Genomic DNA, 21,185 nt, shown 5'->3' on the forward strand with positions numbered 1-21,185 from the left:
GGCCACAGGGCCCGCCAGATTGAACGTTCGGGTTGGTTAGAGCAGCCAGGTCGAGATTGCCGGGACGTACAGCAACAGGCCGAGCACAGCGATCTGAATGACGATGAAGGGGACCATCGAGCGATAGATATCGGTCAGGGTGATATCTGGGGGTGCCACGCTCTTGAGGTAGAAGGCTGCCGGCCCGAAGGGTGGCGAGATGTAGGAAACCTGCATGCTCACCGCGAAGAGAATGCCGAACCACACAGGGTCGTAGCCGAGCTGGACGACGATGGGAACGAAGATCGGCAGGCAGAGCATGGCGATTCCGATCCAGTCGAGGAACATGCCCAGCAGCAGGAAGATCAGCATCATCACCAATATGATGACGAACGGCGCTACCTCGAGCCCAGTGATCGCCGACAACACGAATCGGTTGCCGCCCATGAGGTTATAGACACCCACCAGGCAGGCCGCACCAATACCGATCCAGACGATCATCCCACAGGTTTCCAACGTCTGCGTCAGGCTTTCCTGTAGCAGCTTGAGGCTGAACTCCCCCCGTACCAGCACTGCCATCAGGACGCCCAAGGCTCCCATGGCCGCCGCCTCGGTAACCGATGCGATACCACCATAGATGCTGCCAAGCACCAGCCCGGCAATGGCAATCGGAAAGAACATGCCCTTGAAGGCTTCAACCAACGTGAGCCGCGGCTGATTGACGTCCTTCTCAAGATGCGCGCCGCCCATATGCGGGTAACGCATGCACATGATCACTACATAGAGCATGTAACTGCCCATCAGCAGCGCTGCGGGCATGATCGCCGCCTTGAACAGGTCAGCAATGGAGACGCTGGCAATCAACCCGTAGATGATCAGCACGATCGACGGGGGCACCATGGTGCCCAGCGAACCGCCTGCGCAGACCACGCCGATGGCGATGCGCTTGTCGTAGCCAAGCCGCAGCATCTGCGGTAACGCCAGCACACCCAGCAGCACGATTTCCCCACCGATAATCCCGGAGATTGCGGCCAGAAAGAATGCGACCACAATGGTCTGCACCGCGACGCCACCCGGCAGCCGCCCGGCAAAAAAGCGCATGGCATTGAAGAGGTCGCGCGCCAATCCGGATCGATCCAGCAGCCCCGCCATGAATACGAACATCGGGACGGCGACCAGCGAATACTCGGTGATGAAACCGAACATGCGGCTCGCCACTAGCGGCACGCCAACCGGGCCGAACCAGCCCAGGGTGAAACCTGCGGCGACCAGACCGGTGACAAAGGCCAACGGCAGGCCCAGAACCAGCAGCGCGAAGATGGCAAAAATCATCAGGTAGGTAGCGATCTCGATGCTCATTTGGGCGCATCCAGATCAGAGCGCGCACGCCGGTGAGTGGCGATCCGCACCACTTGCTGCACCGCCATGAGCGCGATGGACACCAGAATCACGATCTTGGTGAAGGCCGGCAGCGGCTGATTCCATGAAGAACCGGAGGTTTCCAGGCGCCAACTGCCATCCGGCGCATGTGTCGCGTTATAGGCCAATACCCAGGCCGCATAGCCGATAGCCAGGCAGAACAGGACTCCCAACACCAGATTCAGCAGTTCCAGCCAGCTCCGCTTACGCGGCGAAAGCCGGTCAAGCAGGATGCGAATCTGGATATGCCGATTGGTGGCCAGCGCGTAGGGCCCGCCCAGCGCAAAGATACTGGCGACCAGAAACGTGGTGGTCTCGTGCGCCCAGTCGGTGGGCGCGCCGAAGCCATAGCGCATGACAACTTCGAACACGCTGACCAGCATTGCCAGGAATACCAGCCAGGCAATCAGCTGACCACCGCGTCTGATACCGCGATCGAGAACGCCTTGCCCGGGCTCGGGGGCAAAGGCGTCGAGATGATCGTCAGACGAGGGTTGGGGTTTTTTCACAGCGAAACTCCTCGGACAGCCCGGCTATACCGGGTGTCGTTGGTCATCGAACAGACTGCCGCTGAACGCGGCTCAGAGCATGCCCTTGTCCTGCAGGTAGGCCTGGATGGAATCCACTGCCTCCTTGGCCTGGGGGCTGCGGTCACGCCAACGCGCCCACTCTTCGCGAGCGGACTGACGGAATTTCTTCAGCTCGTCCTCAGGGAGTGAGGTCAGCGTCACGTCGCCTTTCTGTTTCGCCAGCGCCACCTGCTCCTCGTCTTTCTTCTGCAGGTCACTGACCAGCTGCTCGGTGAAGGCATCGACCGAGTCTTCGAGGATTTTCTGCTGCTCGGACGACAGGTCGTCCCAGAGCGTCTTGTTGACCGAGATATCTTTCATCGGCATCGAATGAAAGCCCGGATAAACCGCGAAGGGTGCGTACTTGTGATAACCCTGTTGGTAGTTGGTCGAGAACACCGTGTAATCGGCGGCGTCGATCACGCCCTTTTCCAGCCCGGTGTACACCTCGGAGGTAGGCAGATTCACCGGGGTGGCGCCGACAAGCTTGAAGATGTTGGAAACCATCCCCTCTGGCGCACGGACTTTCAGGCCCTTGAGATCATCGAGTGACTCGATATTGCGCTTGCTGATAAGGGCTTCCGCACCGACCGCACCGGCGCGAATGAGGTGCACGTTGTAAGGCTCGACGAGCCGGTTGTAGCCCTCCTCGCCGCCGGCGTTGCGCATGTAGTCGAGGAATGGAGCCGGGCCGGTCCAGGCGCCGACCATATTGCCGTACACCGCGAACGCCGGGTTCTTGCCTGAAAAATAGCCAGGATCGGTGATGTGGCCCTGAATGATGCCCGCGCCAACGGCATCAAGCGTCTCGTTATTGCCTACGATGGTGCCGGTCGGTAGCACCTCAATGGTGATTTCACCATTGGTCTTCTCACCGACGCTTTTCGCCCATTGCTGAGCAATCTGATATTCGTCGTCCCCCGCGTTGACGTTGATCTGGAATTTCCATTCCTGCTTGGCGAAGGCACTGCCAGATGCGAGCACCAGAGTTGCGGCAAGGCCGAACCCGAAACGTTGGACGTTCGATTGCATAGCTGCCTCTCCAATTATTTTTATAAGGCATTTGATCTCGAGCGAGGCGCAGGCCGTAAGCATGCGCCCCTCGTTTAACCAGAGCCTAAGGAGACAAGGCATTATCAACAAATATATATTTCGGTCTTACCCATACATGAATGGATATGCCAAATGAAGCCGATCAACAGCAACTGGTTCGTCCGGGCAAGGCTCAAGAGCCGCCACATCCCGCTGCTGGCGGCCCTTGGCGACACCGGAAATCTCAATCGAGCCGCTGTTGGCCTGGGTATTTCCCAGCCCGCCATTTCGAAGCTGCTCAAAGAGTTGGAGGACGGGCTTGGCGTCGAGCTGTTCGAACGCCATGCACGTGGGGTGGTCCCGACGCTGTATGGCGAAGCGATGATCCGCCACGCCAGGCGTATGTTGAACACCCTCGACAGCGCCTACAGTGAAGTCGACGCTCTGCGACACGGGCAACAGGGGCATGTGCGCATCGGCACCATCCTGACGCCCTGCGCAGAGCTGCTGCCCGAGGTGATCCGCCTTGCCAAACAGCGTTTTCCAGCCCTGGAGATAACCATCCGCACCGGGTCCAGTCGCGACCTGTTGGCGATTCTGGATGACGGGGAATTGGATTTCCTGGTGGCGCGGTTCTCCGCTGGCAGCCACCAGGACAATCTGTACTTCGAGCCATTGGCCAAGGAGCCGCTACAGATCTGCGCACGTGCCGGGCTTATTGAAGGCCCCATGTCGCGCGCCGAGCTGAATGCTGCGGATTGGGTGCTGCCACCGACTGGAAGCGTGTTGCGCCAGGAGTTCGATGCGCTATTCCAAAGGGTCGGCATGCGCCCGCCTAGAAAGGTCGTGAACGCGGAGAACCTGTTGATGGTGACTACACTGGTCGAGAAGGACGACATGCTCACCGTCCTGCCGCGCGACGTGCTGGCCCACTATGCGCGCTATGGCATGTTGGCGGAGATCGAGGTTGACGCGAGCATCGACGCCGATCTCAACCAGGGCCTGATGGCATACGGCATTATCACCAAAACCCCACACCAGCTCTCGCCAGCCGCCGTTGGCGTGCTTGATCTGCTTCGCACTACCGCAGCGGGAATGGGGTTGGGAACGAAAGAAAGCAGCTCACCCGTAGCCGAGTGAGCCGCTTTGCGCTCAGAGCGCTGCGTCTGAGGTTTCACCGTCCACAAGGCGCTTGATGCGCAGCGGATTGGCATTTTTCAGCGCATCCGGCAGCAACGCATCCGGGAAGTTCTGGTAGCACACGGGACGCAGGAACCGGTCGATCGCCAATGTACCGACCGAAGTACCCCGCGCATCCGACGTGGCAGGATAAGGCCCGCCATGCACCATGGCATCGCAGACTTCCACACCGGTCGGATAGCCGTTGAGCAGCAGTCGGCCGGCCTTTTGCTCCAACAGAGCCACCAGGTCGGCGGCTTCGGTCAGGTCACCTGGTTCGGCAATCAGCGTCGCGGTCAGTTGGCCATGCAGGCCCTGGAGCGCGCGCATCAACTCGGCCTTGTCAGCAACTTCGACCACGACGGTGGTCGGGCCGAACACCTCCTCCTGCAGCAGCGGATCCCCTTCGATCAGCAGTCGCGCATCTGCCTTGAACAGCTGCGGTTGCGCCTGGTTGCCTTGCTGCGCCTTGCCGGCAAGATGGCTGATCCCGGTATGGCCCTTCAGATGTTCCAACCCGCTGCCGTAGCTGCTCAGCGTACCCGCGTTCAGCATGGTTTGTGCCGGCTGCTCGCTCATGAAACCGACCAGTTTCTCCAGAAGCGCGTCGAACTCAGGGGAGCGCACACCGATAACCAGGCCTGGGTTGGTACAGAACTGACCACAGCCCATCACGACTGAAGCGGTCAGCTCGTTGGCGATAGCATCGCCGCGATTCTTGAGCGCATCGGGCATCACCACCACAGGGTTGATGCTGGACATCTCGGCAAATACGGGGATCGGTTGCGGGCGCGCCGCGGCCATGTCGCACAGGGCGCGGCCGCCGCGCAGCGAACCGGTGAAGCCCACCGCCTGGATGGCCGGATGCTTGACCAGCCACTCACCAACTCCGCCCCCATAGATCATGTTGAACACGCCTTTGGGCATGTTGGTTTTTTCAGCTGCGCGGATCACCGCATCGGCGACGCATTCAGCCGTGACCATGTGCCCGCTATGGGCCTTGAATACCACCGGGCAGCCTGCAGCCAACGCCGATGCGGTGTCACCGCCCGCCGTGGAGAACGCCAACGGAAAGTTACTTGCGCCGAACACTGCTACCGGGCCAAGGCCCATGCGGCACTGACGAAGGTCCGGTCGGGGCAGTGGCTTGCGCTCTGGCAGCGCACGATCAATCCGCGCGCCATAGAAGTCGCCCCGACGCAGCACTTTGGCGAACAGCCGCATCTGGCCGCTGGTACGGCCTCGTTCACCCTGAATGCGGGCGGCCGGCAATGCCGTTTCGCGGCATACCAGCGCGACGAAATCATCGCCAAGGGCATCCAGCTCGTCGGCAATGGCGTCGAGAAACTCGGCTCGCCTGCTCGCCGATAGTGAACGGTATTGAGGATAGGCGCTGGCCGCCGCTTGCGCGGCAGCATTCACTTCTTCTTCGGTGGCTTGATGGAATTCATAAGGCAAGGCCTCCCCGGTGCTGGCATCGAGACTCTGCACGATGACTGTGCCTTTCGCACTACGAGCGCCGGCGATGTAGTTCTGACCGCTGATATCGGGCATGGAATGTCTCCTCTGATTGCATGGATTCATGAGGCTTCGCCCTGTCCGCTACGAGCGAAGAGCTTGAAACGAGCAACCCGGCGTACTGTGCACGCCGGGTTGTGTTGCGGCCTATCAACCGCCTGGAAGGACGTCAGAGTGGCGTTACGCCGCCCGGAGAAATACCCGGTTGGCAAACGCTGATGCCGTTGCGCAGCGGCGCGCCGAACTCGTCCAGACTGACCTCGAACTGATCACCCGGCTGGGCTTTGATCCCGTCGGCAAACGAGAGCGTTGCCGTGCCAAAGAAGTGCACGTGTACATCACCCGGACGCAGGAACTGCGCATACTTGAAGTGGTGGTACTCCAGATTCTCCAGGCTATGACACATGTTCTCCTCGCCGGATAGGAACTCTTTCTCCCAGAGCACTTCACCACCGCGACGAATACGACTGATACCCGCCAGATGGGCTGGCAATGACCCCACTCGCAATTCGGGACCGAATGAACAGTAGCGTAACTTCGAGTGCGCCAGGTACAGGTAGTTCTTGCGCTCGAGCACGTGGTCAGAAAACTCGTTACCCAGGGCAAAGCCCAGCCGGTAAGGCCGCCCATCCCCCCCAATCACGTAGAGGCCGGTCAGCTCGGGCTCCTCACCGTAGTCCTCTGCAAACTCCGGTGCCGGGAAGTCTCCGCCCGGGCGCACCACGATGCTGCCATCACCCTTGTAGAACCATTCGGGCTGCGCCCCAACGTTACCCGACTGTGGGCGGCCGCCCTGAATGCCCCAACGGAACATCTGCATGGAGTCGGTTAGCTTTGCGTCGTCCTGTTCGCCCTGTTGATGCATCTTGTCTCGTGTCGCTGCGCTACCCAGATGGGTCAGACCGGTGCCACTGACGAGGCAATGAGCGGCGTCGCTATGATCGAGTGGCGGTAGCACATGGCCTGCTTCGAGCAGGTCGCGGTATGGCGGGCCTGGTTGGCGTTCTGCCATCTGGATCTGCTCACCCAGGCTACGTTGCCCGCGGATTGCCTCCAGTGCCAGCTCGCGAGTGCTGCCAACCCCGGCAAGCACCTCGATGCGCTCACCGGCAACCACGCCCACCTGCCTGTGACCCTGCTCGTTTTCGAATTGAATCAACCGCATGCGCACCTTCCTCTTGTTGTGTTGCCGCCCCACCTCATGGAGGTTTGTTGTGATCACTTTAAAAACCGCTCTCGCTGGTGCCTAATGACGGCTTCTGATTGAGTGATAACTTCCAGTCATCCCATGATTGCCGCCCTGCCCTCCATCGTTTCCCGCCTCCGGCTCAAGCAGCTGCGGTTATTGATCGCCCTCGACGAACAGGGGTCGCTGCATCGCGCCGCCGAGCAGGTGTTCATCAGCCAGCCCGGCGCGACCAAGTCGCTGCATGAGATCGAAAACACCTTTGGCGCAGAACTGTTCACCCGCAACAGCCAGGGGTTGGTGCCAAACGACCTGGGCCGCTGCGTAATCCGCTACGCCCGCCTGATCCACAGCGATCTGGCGCACCTGCGAGAGGAAATGGTCGGGATACTGCAGGGCCAGGGAGGACGGCTCTCTGTGGGCACGATCATGGGCGCCGTTCCGATGCTGATGCGTGCCCTGGGCCGGCTACGGCGCAAGCAACCCGAGCTTTCAGTGGAGATCGTCGAAGACACCAGCGCGCGTTTGCTGGGACTGGTCGAGCAAGGCCGGCTGGATCTTGCGATCTGCCGTACCAGCGTGAGCCAACGGCCGGACGCCTACGACGCCCTGACGTTGCATCCTGAGCAACTGACCATTGTGGCTCACCCGGACCACCCAGCTGGGCGCGCAGGCATGCTCTCCCTGGCCGACCTCAGCATTTACCGCTGGGTCGTCTATCCCGCCAACATGCCCATGCGGCTGCTGCTCGAACGTGAGTTCAGCCAGTGCGCTTTGGAATTCCCGCGCTACCCGGTTGAGACCGCTTCTACTTTTACGATGCTCAGCCTCCTTCAGGAAGACCCGGAGCTGGTCGCGGTGATGCCATTGGCGGTCGCGGAGTTCAGCGAAAAGTTCGGCATTATTCGCCGCCTGCCCCTGAAGCTGCAGTCACGTAGCGAACCTTATGGCGCCGTCGCCCGGCGTGGCAGCAGGCTGTCTGCTGCGGCTCTGTTGTTGCTCGAAGAATTGCAGACCGAGCAGCTCTCGGCCTGACTGCTGCGCCAATGAGAGTTGCCGGCCGCTCAAGGCCGATCGTTATGCCCCAGGCTACGCTGAGGATCGATCTGGTCGCGCACCCGTTGCTTCAACTCCTTGGCCTCGGGGAAACCGCCGTCCAGCTTGCGTTCCCAAATCTGAACGCCATCGCAACTGATGTGGAAAGTGCCGCCAGTGGCCGGCACCAATGAAACCTTGCCCAGATCGTCGGCAAAGGTGGAGAGCAGCTCCTGAGCGAGCCAGGCGGCACGAAGCAGCCACTGGCACTGAGTGCAATAGGTGATGACGATTTCCGGCTTGGTATCTGCCATGGTAGAGCGCTCGGATCGGTGATCGGACGCCTATAATAGCCGCCATTTTCGCGTGCTTCCGTTCGGTACTGCCATGCTGCGCATCCTCTGTTTCTTCTGCTTGCTACTGCCGCTTTCAAGCTTCGCCGACACCCGCCAGAGCACAGGTCTGGTGTTGTCGGGCGGCGCCGCACGCGGGCTGGCTCATATCGGTGTATTGAAAGCACTCGAGGAACAGGGTGTGCAGATCGATGCGATTGCCGGCACCAGCATGGGCGCGGTGATTGGGGGTCTTTATGCAGCAGGCTATAGCGTTCATGAGCTGGAAAAGCTGGCACTCGAACTGGATTGGCAACAAGTGCTCTCCGACGATCCACCGCGCCAGGACATCCCTTTCCGACGCAAGCAGGATGACCGGGATTTTCTGGTCAAGCGTAAACTGAGCTTTCGCGATGACGGCAGCCTCGGCCTACCGCTCGGTGTGATCCAGGGCCAGAATCTGGCGCTTCTGCTCGAGCGATTGCTGGTTCATGCCAGCGATACACGGGACTTCGATCGGCTTCCTATTCCGTTCCGTGCTGTGGCAACCGATATCGCCAATGACAAGAAGGTGATATTTCGAAACGGTCACCTCCCCCAGGCCATCCGGGCCAGTATGTCGATCCCAGCGGTTTTCGCTCCGGTAGAGATCGATGGAAGACTGCTGGTGGACGGCGGCATGGTCGACAACATTCCCATGGACGTCGCGCGGGACATGGGCGTGGATCGACTGATCGTCGTCGACATCGGCACGCCTTTGCAGCCCCGTGAGCAACTGCTGACCGTCGTTGACGTACTCAACCAGTCCATCACCATGATGACCCGGCGTAACTCGGAAGCGCAGCTGGCGACCTTGCGTCAGGAGGACATTCTGGTCCAACCGATGCTGGCCGCTTTCGGCTCCACGGACTTCGAGCGCGCCGAGCAGCTGATCGACGCCGGTTACCGTGCTGCCGATGCTCTGCAAAATCGACTCGCCGGCATGCGCCGGGAAAGTGGTGGCAATCTTGCACTGAGCCTTGCTCGCTCCGCCGAGCCGCGTACGCCACTGATCACTGCCGTTCGCATCGAGAACGACTCGAAAGTTGGAGACGCAGTGATCCGTCGCTACATCCGTCAGGAGGCCGGAAAACCGTTGGACCTGCAGGATCTGCAGAAAGACATGGGCACTTTGTACGGACTGGACTACTTCGACCAGGTCGAATATCGCGTCGTGCACGGCGAGGCTGGGAACACGCTGGTGATCACAACCCGAGAGAAACGCTCAGGAACCGACTACCTGCGCCTGGGCATTAACCTCTCGGATGATTTTCAGGGCGACAGTGCGTTCAACATTGGCGCGAGCTTCCGCAAGAACGGTATCAACGAATTGGGAGCCGAGTGGCTGACTCGCCTGCAACTTGGCGACCGACAGGAACTTTTCAGCGAATTTTATCAACCACTAGATGCGGGCTCGCGCTGGTTCGTCGCGCCTAACCTGATCGCCGAAGCGCGAAATGTCGACGCGATTCTGGATAACGACCCCATCGCCGAATATCGGCTGCAACGCTACGGCTACGGGCTGAACCTGGGACGGCAGATTTCCAACAATGGCGAAATACGCTTTGGAATAGGACAGAGCTGGGGCGAGGCAAACATTCGCGTCGGCGATCAACAAATGCCGGACTTCAGCTTCGAGGAAGGTTATTACCAGCTTCAATACGCTTTCGACACGCTCGACAACGTCGACTTCCCTCGCGAAGGAGAAGATATAGGTCTAGGGCTACGTCAGTACGATCCTGCGCTCGGTTCGGATGAGCGATACCGGCAGTGGGAGATCAACCTGGACAAGGCAGTCAGCCATGGCGTGAATACGTTCGTTCTGGGCGGTCGATACGGCCGCACCCTGGACGAGGCTGAAGTGATCACATCGAGCTTTCAGCTCGGCGGTGCGCGGCAGCTATCGGGCTTTCGGCAAGACGCCCTGGCCGGTCAGAACATCAGCCTGGCACGAGTGATCTACTTCCGGCAGATGACACCGCGGTCATTTCTGCCTCTGGATTTCCCACTGTATCTAGGCGCCTCGCTTGAACGCGGGCGGGTGTACAACGACAACGAATTCGACAGCGGCTACATAAACGCCGGTAGCATCTTTGTCGGTTACGAAACACCCCTCGGCCCTCTGAACTTCAGTTACGGGCTGAACGATGAAGCCGAACGCGCGCTTTACATGAACCTGGGACGCAGCTTCTAACTGCGTCCAGACCATGAACGGCCGTCAGGCGATCTGTGCGAGCAACTCGTTGACCTGTTGGCGCTGCGCTTCGTCGCCTTCTGTCGCCAGGGTTTCGAGAATGATGCACGCACTTTCCATGTTGCCTTGCTTTATGTAAGCAACGGCCTGGTTGAGCCGTATCAGATGCTCCGGGTTCGGCTCGAGCTGCCGTAGTTCCTCGGCCGTCGGTTTCACCTCGACAGTTTCTGAATTTCCCAGCAGCGACGGCAATTCGCCTAGCGTCAGGGCTTCGTCGAAGCCATCGATTAGTGGTTGCGCCGGATAAACCCGAGTGGCTTGCACCGATGGGTTTTGCTGATCAAATTCGAACGAAGGATCCAGAAAGTCCGCATCCAGCGTTTCATTCAACACGAAGGTTATGTCCGGATCCAGAATCGGCTCAGCTTCTGCCGGCTCGGCGGCCGCAACTGCAGACGCCAAAGCCGGATGCAACGCCAGCAGCTGATCGAGCTGCGCACGCGCACCGCCAACGTGCAAGAACCCGGCAGCTGCCGCGCTGTAGCTTTCAACATCGCCAGATTCGGCCAGAAGCCCGAGGTAGCGGAGGCGTATATCCAACTGATCAGGCGTGCGCTCGATGCCGCGCTGCAGTACATCGAGCGCCTCATCGCGACGGCCATAGGTGATGTAGATGTCCGCTGCTTCAAGGACATCTGTCTCGCTGACAGAGGCCTGCGCGGGCTGACGCGGCATTTCCACTGCAGCTTGTGTGGCCGCGTTGGGCACACGCTGCGCCTGCACGGGTGCTACGAATTCCGGCTCGAGTGCCTTGGGTCTGTTCCGTCGACCAAGCCAGAGCGCCCCAAGTAAGAGGGTTGCCAGCACCGCACCGCTTGGCAACGCCCAGTCCTGCCACCTCAACGGCGGAGTTGACTCGACCGACATCATTGCGGGAGTCGGTTCTGCCACTGCTTGGGTCACGTTTTGCACCACCGGCTGAGGTGCAGCGGACTGCGCACTTCTCTGCTCGACCAGTTGGGCAGTTACCGTCTCCATCTGAACCTGCATGTCCATCAGCATTTGCTTGAGCTGCTGATTTTCCTCGCGGCTGGCGGCGAGCTCTTCGAAGAGCTGGCGCCGCAGATTCGCGACTTGGTCGTCCACTGGCTCCGCGTCGCCTGCCATAGCAACAGTAGCCGGCCGTGATTCAAGGGGCTCGGCCAGCGGTTCACGCTCAGCGATCGCAGCCTTTGCCGGCTCAGCCGAATCCGGCAGGAGCAGGTTCGCACCGGCTTTGATACGCGCAGCATCACCGCCTGCGAACGCTTCTGGATTCAATGCTTTGATGTCTCGCATGAACTGCGCCTGGGTCCCCCGAGCGCCGCCCGCGTAAAGACTGGCAATTGTCCAAAGGCTCTCGCCATCCGCGACCCGGTGACGCTTGCCCTGCCCCGCTTGAGGAAGTTCGGCTGGAGGAACGAAACGCGACGGTTCGGTGCGCAAGGTAGAAGTGACGCTTTGTGGAACACTGGCAGCCACTTCACTCACCGCATCCGGCATGCCTGGCAGGGGATCGAGGAGCACCGTGTATTCCCGAAGCATCCGGCTCTTGGCCCGGGTGATCTCGACCAGGAAATTAAGGTATGGCTCACGCACCGGCTTGCTGGAAACCACTTGAATGCGGCTGCGCTGGCCATCGATCACAGGTGTGAAATTGAGGTCCTGAAGGAAATCCACGCGCTCTACACCCGAGCGCGTAAAATCAGCGCTGGAGGCCAGCACGACGCGGACGTCGTCCGCCGACAGATCGCCGACGTCCAGCAGATCGATATCAGCGCTCAGTGGTTGATTCAGCGCAGAATGGAGTGTGATATCACCCATTCCCAGCGCCGATGCCACGCCCGAATAGACCAGCGAGCCGAAAGCTACGGTTAACAAGACTCGACGACCTAGTGCCATGGCATCTCCGCGAGCGGCCGGGCGTGTGTTCGCCGGGTCCACTGTTCGATTGTTGAACTGTGACGCGGTTATCGACTGAATCGGCAAAAGGTTGATGCAGTTCGTCGGCTAGCGCTTGAAGGCATTGTGCCATCACGCAATGGCGCAGCCTAGCTGCAGAAGACAAACGGTGGCGGACCGGGGTAGCCAGAACAGACTAAGTGCTGTACCGAGCTGCTGGGGGCGTACGCCGGTGCGTAGTTATGCCCAGCTTGGCAAAGGCTCGCGGCGGTGCGTTAGCGCTTGGCTGTAACGAGATTGGCCAGGATCCGTTCATGCACCTGCTGGCACTTGCGCAGATCGGCTTCATCGATGCCATCGAACAGCTCCTGCCGGACTTGGGTAGAGATCGCTTCGATTCTCTGGATTAGCGGGCGGGCCGGGGCGCCAAGGGTGATCAGTTTAGCTCGCCGATCTCCGGGTGCCGGTTTGCGATGTACCAGCCCTTGCGCTTCTAGACTATCGAGCAACCTCGCCAGTGTAGGCCCCTCCACTGCCACGCTCTGTGCAAGCTCGCGCTGGGTGGGGTCGTGATCGAATCGTGCGAGGTGCAGCAAAACCAACCAGCGGGCCTGTGAAAGGCCTAGATCGGCCAGCCGACGGTCCAGTTCAGCGCGCCAGCCACGCGAGAGTTGTGCGAGTTGCATCGCGAAGCGGTGTTGGTCGGGATACATGGAGCAGTCTTTCCGGAAATACTAATTATTAGCGAGCTAACCACAGCTCCCGGATACAGGCAAGACCACTATTGGCGGGGTGCGTAACCCTGTGTTGCAAAGCACCGCGCCAGAGCGCGTGCCGTCCAAGCGAAGCGACAGCAGGTCGCTCCCATTTGCGAATCAAAGTTCGAATTCGGCCTGCAAGGACGCGCGAACACAGAACAGCACTGCCTCGGGCACACGCCCGGCGAACTGCTCTGCGACTGCCGCAACCGGCGGTAGCTCGCCCTCCCCGTCAAGGAAGGCCTCCTGGATTTCACTCAGCAGGTCCTCCGGTAGATCCAGCGCCTGTTCCAGACTGAGCTGTTGCTGACCGATAGCTTCAGCGAGCATGGCGTAAACGTTCTTTTCACTGCAGTCCAGCTGCCGGGCGATCTGCGCTGGCGTCATCCCTGCACGGGCAAGCGTGATCAGCTCATGACGAATATCAGCGGGCGATCTGACTACTTTTGCATCGCCCTGCAGCACTTCCAGAAACGCCTGGCCGTAGCGTTCCAGTTTGCGTGCCCCGACACCACTGATTCGCGCCATGTCGCCCAGAGTACCGGGTTGACTACGCAGCATCTCCAGCAAGGTCGCATCGGGGAAGATCACATAGGGTGGTACGCCATGCTCTTCGGCCAGCTTGCGGCGCAGGGTCCGCAGCGCCTCCCAGGTCTCGCGCTCCTCGCTGCGCACCAGCTGGCTGGCTGCGCTGACGGCAGACTTGGGAGTCTTTGCCGTCAGTTCACGGCGCAGCTCCAGTGTCACTTCGCCGCGTAGCAAGGAACGACAGCTGTCGCTCAGACGCAGACCACCGAAGCCCTCAAGGTCCACATCGGCCAGCCCACGCGCAACAAGCTGACGATATAGCGAACGCCAGTCACCTTCGGACAACCCTTTGCCAACGCCGAATACAGAGAGGTGCTGATGTCCGAGGCTGCGAATCTTTTCGTTGTCGCGGCCCAGCAGGATGTCCACGAGATGCCCGACGCCGTAACGCTGGCCGCTACGGTAGATGGCCGACAGCGCCTGTCGGGCCGGCTCGGTCGCATCCCAGGTCTGGACGCCGTCGACGCAGTTGTCGCAATGACCGCATGGCTCAGGCATTTGCTCGTCGAAATAGGCGAGCAAAACCTGGCGGCGGCAACGGGTCTCCTCGCACAGAGAAAGCATGGCGTCGAGCTTGTGTTGCTCGATGCGCTTGTGTCGGTCGTCGCCCTCTGAATTGTTGAGCATCTGCTTTAAAAAGATCACGTCTTGCAGCCCGTAGGCCATCCAGGCGTCTGCCGGCAGACCGTCCCGACCCGCGCGGCCGGTCTCCTGGTAATAGGCCTCAAGGGACTTGGGCAGATCCAGATGCGCAACGAAACGGACGTTAGGCTTGTCGATGCCCATGCCGAACGCAATGGTTGCCACCATGATCAGGCCTTCCTCATTAAGGAAGCGCTTCTGATGGAAGGCTCTGAGCTCGTTTGGCAGGCCTGCGTGATAAGGCAACGCCGGGAAACCCTGCTCGGTGAGAAAGGCGGCAATGTCGTCGACCTTCTTGCGCGACATGCAATAGATGATGCCAGCATCGCCGCGACGCTCCGCCAGAAACGCCATCAACTGTTTGCGCGGCTGCTCTTTGGGCACGATGCGATAGAAGATGTTTGGCCGGTCGAAACTGGAGAGAAAGCGCTCGGCTTTCTCCAGATGCAGTCGCTGGACGATTTCTTCCCGGGTACGTTTGTCGGCGGTTGCGGTCAGCGCAATCCGCGGCACGCTGGGGAAAAATTCTGCCAACTGACCCAGCTGCAAATACTCGGGGCGGAAGTCGTGCCCCCACTGGGATACGCAGTGCGCTTCGTCGATGGCGAAAAGTCCGATCTGCAGACGTTGCAGGAAGGCCAGCATGCGCGGTTGAACCAGGCGCTCCGGCGCCAGGTAGAGCATCTTGATTTCGTTGCGGCGCAAGCGATCGGCGATGTCACGCTGCTGCTCGGGCGTCAGGGTCGAATTGAGCGCAGCAGCAGAAACGCCGAGCTCTTCCAGCGTGGCGACCTGATCGTCCATCAGCGCGATCAGCGGCGACACCACGACGGCCAGGCCATCGCGAAGCAGGGCCGGCACCTGATAGCAAAGCGATTTGCCGCCGCCCGTGGGCATCAGCACCAACGCATCCTCGCCATCTGCCACACGCTGGATGATCGCACCCTGGTCGCCACGAAACGCGTCGTAGCCGAATACATCTTTGAGAATGCGCTGTGCCTGATCGAGCATGCCGGTCTCCGAAACAAGACGCGCGAGTATACGCGACACGGCGGCGGGGTTCAGGCAGAACCCTTCGTCGATGCGATAACCGGGTCGGAAGCCGTGTCGCGGAACTCCGACGCCATTTGTTCATCTGTCGAAGGCGAATGGGCGAGAAATGTCCGTCGCCGCGTCAACCATCCGGCTGCGCGGTAGCCGGGGAACCATAGCTCGTCTAGAATCAGCGCTGTTTTCTCTCCAAGGTAGCCACCGATGTCATTCGCCGAGCAACTCGCCCGCCTGCAAGTGTTTCTGGATGCAGATGATCTGCACGAAGAGGCGCTCGATTACATCGCCGCGCACGGCTACCTGACCGCCTTGTGCATCTGCTCCGAGCAGGTGCCGGAGCGGGAGTGGATAGATGCGCTTTTCGCCGAGCCGCCGAAATACGCGGACGATACCGAGAGGGAATCGATCGAGGCGACGCTCATTCAGCTCAAGGCACATATCTCTCGACAACTCGCCAGCGACGAAGACATGGAGCTGCCCTGCGACCTAGAGATGGGCGACGAGCCTGACGAGTCCGATCTGCGGGGTTGGTGCATCGGCTTCATGGAAGGGGTGTTCATGCGTGAATCAGTATGGTTCGAGGATTCCGAAGAGGAAGTCAGCGAGCTGCTGCTACCGATCATGGTCGGCTCTGGGCTCTTCGACGAGCAGCCCGAGTTCAGCGACATAGCCACTGACCCTGACCTGGTCGCGGAGATGGTTTCGCAGATTCCGGAGATCCTTACAGCTCTGTATCTGATCTGCCACGCTCCCGAAGAGAAGCCCGCACTTCTCAAACCACGCAAGCACTGACGCCGGCCCCCTCTTGGCTCACCGCGATATTCCAACGTATCGCAACCCGGTAGTGCGCTACGCGCTACTGGGGATCGGTTGGCTAAGCGTTGCGCTCGGGGTTATCGGAATATTCCTTCCTGTTCTGCCGACGACACCCTTTCTCCTCCTGGCCGCGGCATGCTTCGTACGCAGCTCTCGGCGCTTCTACAACTGGCTCGTCATGCATCCGTGGCTGGGCCCGTGGTTCAAGGACTATCTGGAAGGCAACGGGATACCGCGCAAGGCCAAGATATACGCAATCGTCATGATGTGGCTTAGCATCGGGTTTTCCTGCTGGCTCGTACCGCTGGCCTGGGCCCGGTTCGGCATGCTGCTAAGCGCGACGCTGGTAACCTTCTACATTCTCCGCTTGCGAACGCTGCCGACCCGCTGACAACTCCTCTAGCCCTTTAAAGGCAAGTGATTGCGCTGAAATACGTCGCTGCCCATGGCCTCGATCTGCGCGTCGATCAAAGCCTCGAATGGTTTGAGCAACGCTTCGAAACGGATGCCACCTTCAAGACTGTTAAGCGCCACCACGATTGCCTCTATCGTCGACAGCGCACCAGGCATCGGTGCTTTGCGCAGGCGATAACGAGAAACGAGCCCCTCAGGTAAAGCTACCCGTGGAAGACTGGCTAAGCGTGGGTTGAGATGCAGCACCTTGCGCGCCTTGCGCCAAGTGCCGTCCGGAACGATCAACCTACGCGGCTCGGGCCGCTCTACCAGCTCCTCAAGTGACAGCGCATCTTCGCCAGGAAACAACAGATAGCTCTCCACCCCGTCGTCCATAGGAAGGTCTTTATCGAATTGCTCACCGATTCGCAGCTCTGCGTTTAGCAGCCCTAGCACTGCAAGTCTCGCTGTATTCAATGCATGCCGGGACTCACTCGAGTGCTGCAGGATCAGCACGGAGGTTTTGCTGGGCAGCGACGGAATCAAAGGACACAGACAGTGGCGTTGGGGGCGCTGACAGCGGGCACACTGCGGACGTGGCATAACTTCCTCCTGATGGGGGACGAATTTTGCCATACGGGTACAAGCCAGGGAGGGTGAACTAAGCTAGTCGCGGTCACCACCCCAAGGAGATATAGATGCTCACCCTGCACCATTTGGAAAATTCCCGTTCGCAACGCGTGCTGTGGCTGCTGGAAGAGCTGCAACTGCCTTATGAAATCAAGCGCTACGCTCGTGATCCGAACACGATGCTGGCACCGGTCGAGCTGAGAAAAGTGCATCCTCTGGGCAAATCACCAGTCATTACTGACGGCGAATTGACCTTAGCCGAGTCAGGCGCCATTCTTGAGTACTTGGTTGAACGCTACGGCGAAGGTCGCCTCGCTCCTGCTGCCAATACGGCGGACCAACTGCGCTATCGCTATTGGATGCACTATGCCGAAGGCTCGGCCATGCCGCCTTTGTTGCTGAGGCTGGTATTCAATCGGATATCCAACGGCCCAATGCCGTTCTTCATCCGCCCCGTGGCCCGTGCAATTGCCAAAGGCGCCAACCAGGCATTCATAGGGCCTCAGCTAAAGCTGCACCTTGATTACATGGAAAGCGAACTGGACAAAAGACAGTGGTTCGCTGGAAAGGACTTCAGCGTTGCGGACATTCAGATGAGCTTCCCGCTTGAAGCAGCACAGTCACGCGGAGGGCTGGATGAGCGCTACCCGAACCTGACAGCGTTCTTGCAGCGCATACGAGAAAGGCCCGCCTATCAGCGAGCCATCGAAAAAGGTGGGCCAGTGATGCCGGGACGTTGAATACTCAGCGCCCGGCTCGCATTTGGTCAGCGACGCTGGGCCGCTGCCTTGTCACGTTGAGCACGCACCGGTATAGGTTGCAACCGAGGCGGTTCGACAAACCCAAGCGCCACTGCCAGATTCCAGCACACACTATTGAGCCATGCTTTCATGGTCTAACCCCTCCTGCTTGATACGGGTCTTGGTGGAGCCCGGGACTTCGAGATCAGCATAACCCAACATTCGCAGCGCCGCCTGTGGCAGGTGTTGCAGATTGTTCAGACACTTCATCGTTCATCCGTCCCTTGATAATAACGACCCTTGCCGCCGCGAAGCGTTCGTGTCCCCCTCTCTATTGAATCGCTTCCTGCCTGCGACGATAGGGAAACACGTCGATAACCTTGCCGTCGCTGATTGCCTGCTGAAGCCCCTTCCAGTAATTGGCGTCGTACAGCTCTCCGTGAAGTTTGGCGAAAAGGCGGCGTTGTTTGAGGTCTGCAAACAGGAAGCGCGGAAATTCTTCGGGAAATACATCGTTCGGCCCGACTGAATACCAAGGCTCCGATGACATTTCGTCCTCTGGATAACGAGCTTCAGGGATGTAACGGAAATTCACCTCAGTGAGAAAGCAGATCTCGTCGTAATCGTAGAACACCACGCGCCCGTGCCGGGTTACGCCAAAATTCTTAAGCAGCATGTCGCCCGGAAAGATATTGGCCGCCGCCAGTTGCTTGATTGCAAGTCCATAATCTTCTAGTGCTTCCTCGACTTGCTGTTCGCTGGCGCTCTCCACATAAAGGTTCAGCGGGGTCATGCGTCGCTCGGTCCAGCAGTGACGCACAAGCACGGTATCGCCCTGCACCTCCACTGTGGACGGCGCGACTTCCAGCAACTCAGCCAGGCACTCTGGATCGAACTTGGACGTGGGAAAGCGGAAATCAGCAAATTCTTGGGTATCGGCCATCCGCCCTACCCGGTCAACGCTCTTCACCAACCGATATTTCTCGATCACCGTGGCGCGATTGACGTTCTTGGCGTGAGAGAAGCGATCCTTGATGATCTTGAACACGGTGTTGAAACCGGGCAGCGTGAACACACTCATCACCATGCCGCGAACGCCTGGTGCCATGACGAAGCGGTCGTCAGTGGTCGCCAGATGATTGATCAGTGAGCGGTAGAATTCAGACTTTCCGTGCTTGTAGAAACCAATCGAGGTGTACAGCTCAGCGACATGTTTGCCTGGCATTATCTGCCTGAGGAAGCCGATGAACTCCGCGGGAATGGATACCTCGACCATGAAATACGAGCGGGTGAACGAAAAAATGATCGAAACCTCCGCTTCATCTGTGATCAAGGCGTCGGCAACCAACCCCTCACCTTCGCGGTGCAGAAGTGGAATCACCAGCGGCCACTGTTCGTCTCGCGTGAAAATGCGCCCGACCAGATACGCGCCCTTGTTTCGATAGAGAACAGAGGTGAAAAGCTCGACGACCAGCTCCGGATCCTTGCATACCCAGTCGGGTAGCGACACCTGTAGCTGCGCCTCCAGCCGCTCCAGATCGCCGCTCAGGTCGCCGTACGGGACATCGAACGCGAAGTCACTGAGGATCTGCTCCAGCACGCCACGCAAATCTCCACTGGGTTGGTAACGTCTCGTCTGCGCCATCCGCTGGGCACGGTTCGCGGGCCGGGTGGTATGGATAAACATGGTGTCATCGTTGATGCAGTCGTGACTGAAGAGCGTGCAGAAAATGGAGTTATACCAAGTCTCCGAAAGCTCATCATCGAAGCGCGGGTTGATCAGCCCGATGTACTCGCTCTTGACCCGCGGCCAGCGCTCAACATCGAGCAGCACCTGCGACTCCACAGCCGAGCGCAATGCCGAAGCGGTTTGGCTGACCTTTTCCTCGTACAGGCTGATCCGTGCAGCGGACGCCCGCTGGGCGTCCTGCCACAGGGCCTGCTCGAAGCGAGATCTGGCGCCTTCGGTTATTAGCCTGAAATGTTCGCGATAGTCATCGAAGCCCAGAAGAATCTGGCGGGCTATCTCGACGTCCGGCGAATGCTGCGCCATATCATTGCTCTCGCTGCATGAAAGCCTCGAGCTTATCCAGACGTTTCCCCCAATGAAAGCTGATCAGCCCAACGGAAAGTTTAAAAGCGTGAATCGTGTTGTCAGCCCTCGGCGCCTCGCCAACACTATCGCGTCAACTCATGGAGCCCCGTTATGCGCCTTGTCGACTTGTTGCGTCTGCTCAGCCTCGCCGCGATCTGGGGCGCCAGCTTTCTCTTCATGCGAATCATCGCGCCGGAGCTCGGCACCTTTCCCACTGCCTTCTTTCGGGTGCTGTTCGCCTTTGTCGGGTTGCTCGCAATTCTGCTCTTGATGCGCAGTCGGTGGGATTTTCGCGGAAAGCTGAAGTTGTGTCTGATCCTGGGAATGATTAACTCGGGGGCACCTTTTGCCCTCTACGCGTTAGCCGCGCAATTCCTGCCGACCGGGTATTCGGCCATTTTCAATGCCACCACGCCAATGATGGGCGTCATCATCGGTGCACTGTTCTTTGCCGAGTCGCTGACGGCGTCGAAAATGATCGGCGTGGTGTTCGGTCTCGGTGGTGTGGCCTTGCTGACGCGAACCGGGCCCGTCGCATTCGATGTAGACCTTTTGATTGGCGCAATCGCTTGCCTGGGCGCAACAGCCTGCTATGGATTCGGTGGATTTCTGACCAGACGGTGGATCAATCAACAGGGCGGCTTGAGTAGCGAATTGGTCGCCTTCGGCAGTCAGGCCGGAGCCGCACTGTGCCTACTGCCACTCTTTGCCCTATCGCTGATTACTGCGCCACCCGTTTCCTGGGGTAACGGAAGCGTCTGGCTCAGCCTGCTGGCGCTTGGCATCGGCTGCACGGCTTTCGCCTACATCCTCTACTTTCGCTTGCTGTCGGACATCGGGCCGGTCCGGACGCTGGCGGTCACCTTCATCATTCCGCCGTTTGGCGTCCTATGGGGTGCTCTATTTCTGGGTGAGCCGCTGGACTGGGCCTATGTCTATGGAGGGGCACTCATTGGCGTGGCGCTGTGGCTTATCCTGAGGCAGGCGCCCGTAACGACGGTGGTGCCTGACGCGCAGCGCAGCTAGCGGCTGGTCTGCCGGTTGCTACTC

At 59.6% G+C, this 21,185-nt stretch carries 20 protein-coding genes; 7 read left to right on the forward strand and 13 right to left on the reverse strand.

What is annotated here, in order from left to right; translation table 11 throughout:
• Positions 1 to 36: 36 nt before the first annotated feature.
• The 3 genes from EA797_RS08515 to EA797_RS08525 all read right to left on the reverse strand — a co-directional run bounded on the left by EA797_RS08515 (position 37) and on the right by EA797_RS08525 (position 2,999).
• Positions 37 to 1,338, reverse strand: coding sequence for a TRAP transporter large permease (locus tag EA797_RS08515; RefSeq protein WP_122164795.1), 1,302 nt, complete (start codon positions 1,336 to 1,338; stop codon positions 37 to 39).
• On the reverse strand, positions 1,335 to 1,907 hold the full coding sequence (locus EA797_RS08520; protein ID WP_244214083.1) for a TRAP transporter small permease subunit: 573 nt from the start codon (positions 1,905 to 1,907) through the stop codon (positions 1,335 to 1,337). The genes EA797_RS08515 and EA797_RS08520 overlap by 4 nt, the downstream gene beginning before the upstream one ends.
• 72 nt (positions 1,908 to 1,979) lie before the next feature.
• Entirely contained in the window at positions 1,980 to 2,999 is a 1,020-nt protein-coding gene (locus tag EA797_RS08525) for a TRAP transporter substrate-binding protein (RefSeq protein ID WP_122164796.1), read from the reverse strand.
• Between the two features lie 153 nt (positions 3,000 to 3,152).
• Between EA797_RS08525 and EA797_RS08530 the strand changes: the two genes are divergently transcribed.
• Positions 3,153 to 4,139 (forward strand): LysR substrate-binding domain-containing protein, encoded by a 987-nt coding sequence (locus tag EA797_RS08530; RefSeq protein WP_244214084.1) that lies wholly within the window; start codon positions 3,153 to 3,155, stop codon positions 4,137 to 4,139.
• A gap of 12 nt (positions 4,140 to 4,151) precedes the next feature.
• Here the strand turns inward: EA797_RS08530 and EA797_RS08535 are convergent, their stop codons facing one another.
• Together EA797_RS08535 and araD1 are read right to left on the reverse strand one after the other, a co-directional pair.
• Positions 4,152 to 5,732, reverse strand: coding sequence for an aldehyde dehydrogenase (NADP(+)) (locus EA797_RS08535; RefSeq protein ID WP_122164797.1), 1,581 nt, complete (start codon positions 5,730 to 5,732; stop codon positions 4,152 to 4,154).
• Positions 5,733 to 5,865: 133 nt separating this feature from the next.
• Complete coding sequence (gene araD1 / locus EA797_RS08540) at positions 5,866 to 6,861, reverse strand: AraD1 family protein (protein ID WP_122164798.1); 996 nt, start codon at positions 6,859 to 6,861, stop codon at positions 5,866 to 5,868.
• A 123-nt stretch (positions 6,862 to 6,984) separates the two neighbouring features.
• Between araD1 and EA797_RS08545 the strand changes: the two genes are divergently transcribed.
• Positions 6,985 to 7,917, forward strand: a complete 933-nt coding sequence (locus EA797_RS08545) for a LysR family transcriptional regulator (RefSeq protein WP_122164799.1) — start codon at positions 6,985 to 6,987, stop codon at positions 7,915 to 7,917.
• A gap of 29 nt (positions 7,918 to 7,946) precedes the next feature.
• On the opposite strand, the gene EA797_RS08550 is transcribed toward EA797_RS08545, so the two are convergent.
• Positions 7,947 to 8,231: an Rdx family protein gene (locus EA797_RS08550; RefSeq protein ID WP_122164800.1), complete on the reverse strand. Its 285-nt coding sequence runs from the start codon at positions 8,229 to 8,231 to the stop codon at positions 7,947 to 7,949.
• A 73-nt stretch (positions 8,232 to 8,304) separates the two neighbouring features.
• Here EA797_RS08550 and EA797_RS08555 point away from each other — a divergent pair, with 73 nt between their 5' ends.
• A complete protein-coding gene (locus EA797_RS08555; RefSeq protein WP_122164801.1) occupies positions 8,305 to 10,482 on the forward strand; it encodes a patatin-like phospholipase family protein in 2,178 nt (725 codons plus the stop codon).
• A 24-nt stretch (positions 10,483 to 10,506) separates the two neighbouring features.
• Here the strand turns inward: EA797_RS08555 and EA797_RS08560 are convergent, their stop codons facing one another.
• The 3 genes from EA797_RS08560 to recQ all read right to left on the reverse strand — a co-directional run bounded on the left by EA797_RS08560 (position 10,507) and on the right by recQ (position 15,422).
• Positions 10,507 to 12,423, reverse strand: a complete 1,917-nt coding sequence (locus EA797_RS08560; RefSeq protein ID WP_122164802.1) for a FimV/HubP family polar landmark protein — start codon at positions 12,421 to 12,423, stop codon at positions 10,507 to 10,509.
• A gap of 275 nt (positions 12,424 to 12,698) precedes the next feature.
• Positions 12,699 to 13,136, reverse strand: a complete 438-nt coding sequence (locus EA797_RS08565; RefSeq protein WP_122164803.1) for a MarR family transcriptional regulator — start codon at positions 13,134 to 13,136, stop codon at positions 12,699 to 12,701.
• 162 nt (positions 13,137 to 13,298) lie between these two features.
• On the reverse strand, positions 13,299 to 15,422 hold the full coding sequence (gene recQ / locus EA797_RS08570; protein WP_122164804.1) for a DNA helicase RecQ: 2,124 nt from the start codon (positions 15,420 to 15,422) through the stop codon (positions 13,299 to 13,301).
• A 243-nt stretch (positions 15,423 to 15,665) separates the two neighbouring features.
• On the opposite strand from recQ, the gene EA797_RS08575 reads away from it, so the two are divergent.
• Together EA797_RS08575 and EA797_RS08580 are read left to right on the forward strand one after the other, a co-directional pair.
• Positions 15,666 to 16,253 carry a UPF0149 family protein gene (locus EA797_RS08575; protein WP_122164805.1) on the forward strand — a complete coding sequence of 196 codons (588 nt, stop codon included), beginning with the start codon at positions 15,666 to 15,668 and terminating at the stop codon, positions 16,251 to 16,253.
• Positions 16,254 to 16,266: 13 nt separating this feature from the next.
• Positions 16,267 to 16,668: a YbaN family protein gene (locus EA797_RS08580; RefSeq protein WP_122164806.1), complete on the forward strand. Its 402-nt coding sequence runs from the start codon at positions 16,267 to 16,269 to the stop codon at positions 16,666 to 16,668.
• Between the two features lie 8 nt (positions 16,669 to 16,676).
• Here EA797_RS08580 and EA797_RS08585 read toward each other — a convergent pair whose 3' ends face one another.
• Positions 16,677 to 17,273: a tRNA-uridine aminocarboxypropyltransferase gene (locus tag EA797_RS08585; protein ID WP_122164807.1), complete on the reverse strand. Its 597-nt coding sequence runs from the start codon at positions 17,271 to 17,273 to the stop codon at positions 16,677 to 16,679.
• A gap of 95 nt (positions 17,274 to 17,368) precedes the next feature.
• Between EA797_RS08585 and EA797_RS08590 the strand changes: the two genes are divergently transcribed.
• Positions 17,369 to 18,040, forward strand: a complete 672-nt coding sequence (locus tag EA797_RS08590; protein ID WP_122164808.1) for a glutathione S-transferase family protein — start codon at positions 17,369 to 17,371, stop codon at positions 18,038 to 18,040.
• A gap of 26 nt (positions 18,041 to 18,066) precedes the next feature.
• Here the strand turns inward: EA797_RS08590 and EA797_RS22150 are convergent, their stop codons facing one another.
• The 3 genes from EA797_RS22150 to aceK all read right to left on the reverse strand — a co-directional run bounded on the left by EA797_RS22150 (position 18,067) and on the right by aceK (position 20,093).
• Positions 18,067 to 18,192, reverse strand: a complete 126-nt coding sequence (locus tag EA797_RS22150) for a PA1414 family protein (RefSeq protein ID WP_304664911.1) — start codon at positions 18,190 to 18,192, stop codon at positions 18,067 to 18,069.
• Positions 18,173 to 18,310 (reverse strand): hypothetical protein, encoded by a 138-nt coding sequence (locus tag EA797_RS21800; RefSeq protein WP_167468789.1) that lies wholly within the window; start codon positions 18,308 to 18,310, stop codon positions 18,173 to 18,175. The genes EA797_RS22150 and EA797_RS21800 overlap by 20 nt, the downstream gene beginning before the upstream one ends.
• A 61-nt stretch (positions 18,311 to 18,371) precedes the next feature.
• Positions 18,372 to 20,093, reverse strand: a complete 1,722-nt coding sequence (aceK, locus tag EA797_RS08595; RefSeq protein ID WP_122164809.1) for a bifunctional isocitrate dehydrogenase kinase/phosphatase — start codon at positions 20,091 to 20,093, stop codon at positions 18,372 to 18,374.
• A 153-nt stretch (positions 20,094 to 20,246) separates the two neighbouring features.
• Between aceK and EA797_RS08600 the strand changes: the two genes are divergently transcribed.
• A complete protein-coding gene (locus EA797_RS08600) occupies positions 20,247 to 21,161 on the forward strand; it encodes a DMT family transporter (protein WP_122164810.1) in 915 nt (304 codons plus the stop codon).
• Positions 21,162 to 21,185 lie beyond the last annotated feature (24 nt).

The organism is Stutzerimonas zhaodongensis (assembly GCF_003696365.1).
Taxonomy (GTDB): Bacteria; Pseudomonadota; Gammaproteobacteria; order Pseudomonadales; family Pseudomonadaceae; genus Stutzerimonas; species Stutzerimonas zhaodongensis.

What these genes read in the sequence shown, in the direction of transcription:
- EA797_RS08515 (WP_122164795.1), bottom strand. Translation starts at nt 1,338, where the DNA reads ATGAGCATCGAGATCGCTACCTACCTGATGATTTTTGCCATCTTCGCG.
- EA797_RS08525 (WP_122164796.1), bottom strand. Translation starts at nt 2,999, where the DNA reads ATGCAATCGAACGTCCAACGTTTCGGGTTCGGCCTTGCCGCAACTCTG.
- EA797_RS08530 (WP_244214084.1), top strand. Translation starts at nt 3,153, where the DNA reads ATGAAGCCGATCAACAGCAACTGGTTCGTCCGGGCAAGGCTCAAGAGC.
- EA797_RS08535 (WP_122164797.1), bottom strand. Translation starts at nt 5,732, where the DNA reads ATGCCCGATATCAGCGGTCAGAACTACATCGCCGGCGCTCGTAGTGCG.
- araD1 (WP_122164798.1), bottom strand. Translation starts at nt 6,861, where the DNA reads ATGCGGTTGATTCAATTCGAAAACGAGCAGGGTCACAGGCAGGTGGGC.
- EA797_RS08545 (WP_122164799.1), top strand. Translation starts at nt 6,985, where the DNA reads ATGATTGCCGCCCTGCCCTCCATCGTTTCCCGCCTCCGGCTCAAGCAG.
- EA797_RS08550 (WP_122164800.1), bottom strand. Translation starts at nt 8,231, where the DNA reads ATGGCAGATACCAAGCCGGAAATCGTCATCACCTATTGCACTCAGTGC.
- EA797_RS08555 (WP_122164801.1), top strand. Translation starts at nt 8,305, where the DNA reads ATGCTGCGCATCCTCTGTTTCTTCTGCTTGCTACTGCCGCTTTCAAGC.
- EA797_RS08560 (WP_122164802.1), bottom strand. Translation starts at nt 12,423, where the DNA reads ATGGCACTAGGTCGTCGAGTCTTGTTAACCGTAGCTTTCGGCTCGCTG.
- EA797_RS08565 (WP_122164803.1), bottom strand. Translation starts at nt 13,136, where the DNA reads ATGTATCCCGACCAACACCGCTTCGCGATGCAACTCGCACAACTCTCG.
- recQ (WP_122164804.1), bottom strand. Translation starts at nt 15,422, where the DNA reads ATGCTCGATCAGGCACAGCGCATTCTCAAAGATGTATTCGGCTACGAC.
- EA797_RS08575 (WP_122164805.1), top strand. Translation starts at nt 15,666, where the DNA reads ATGTCATTCGCCGAGCAACTCGCCCGCCTGCAAGTGTTTCTGGATGCA.
- EA797_RS08585 (WP_122164807.1), bottom strand. Translation starts at nt 17,273, where the DNA reads ATGCCACGTCCGCAGTGTGCCCGCTGTCAGCGCCCCCAACGCCACTGT.
- EA797_RS08590 (WP_122164808.1), top strand. Translation starts at nt 17,369, where the DNA reads ATGCTCACCCTGCACCATTTGGAAAATTCCCGTTCGCAACGCGTGCTG.
- EA797_RS22150 (WP_304664911.1), bottom strand. Translation starts at nt 18,192, where the DNA reads ATGAAAGCATGGCTCAATAGTGTGTGCTGGAATCTGGCAGTGGCGCTT.
- EA797_RS21800 (WP_167468789.1), bottom strand. Translation starts at nt 18,310, where the DNA reads ATGAAGTGTCTGAACAATCTGCAACACCTGCCACAGGCGGCGCTGCGA.
- aceK (WP_122164809.1), bottom strand. Translation starts at nt 20,093, where the DNA reads ATGGCGCAGCATTCGCCGGACGTCGAGATAGCCCGCCAGATTCTTCTG.
- EA797_RS08600 (WP_122164810.1), top strand. Translation starts at nt 20,247, where the DNA reads ATGCGCCTTGTCGACTTGTTGCGTCTGCTCAGCCTCGCCGCGATCTGG.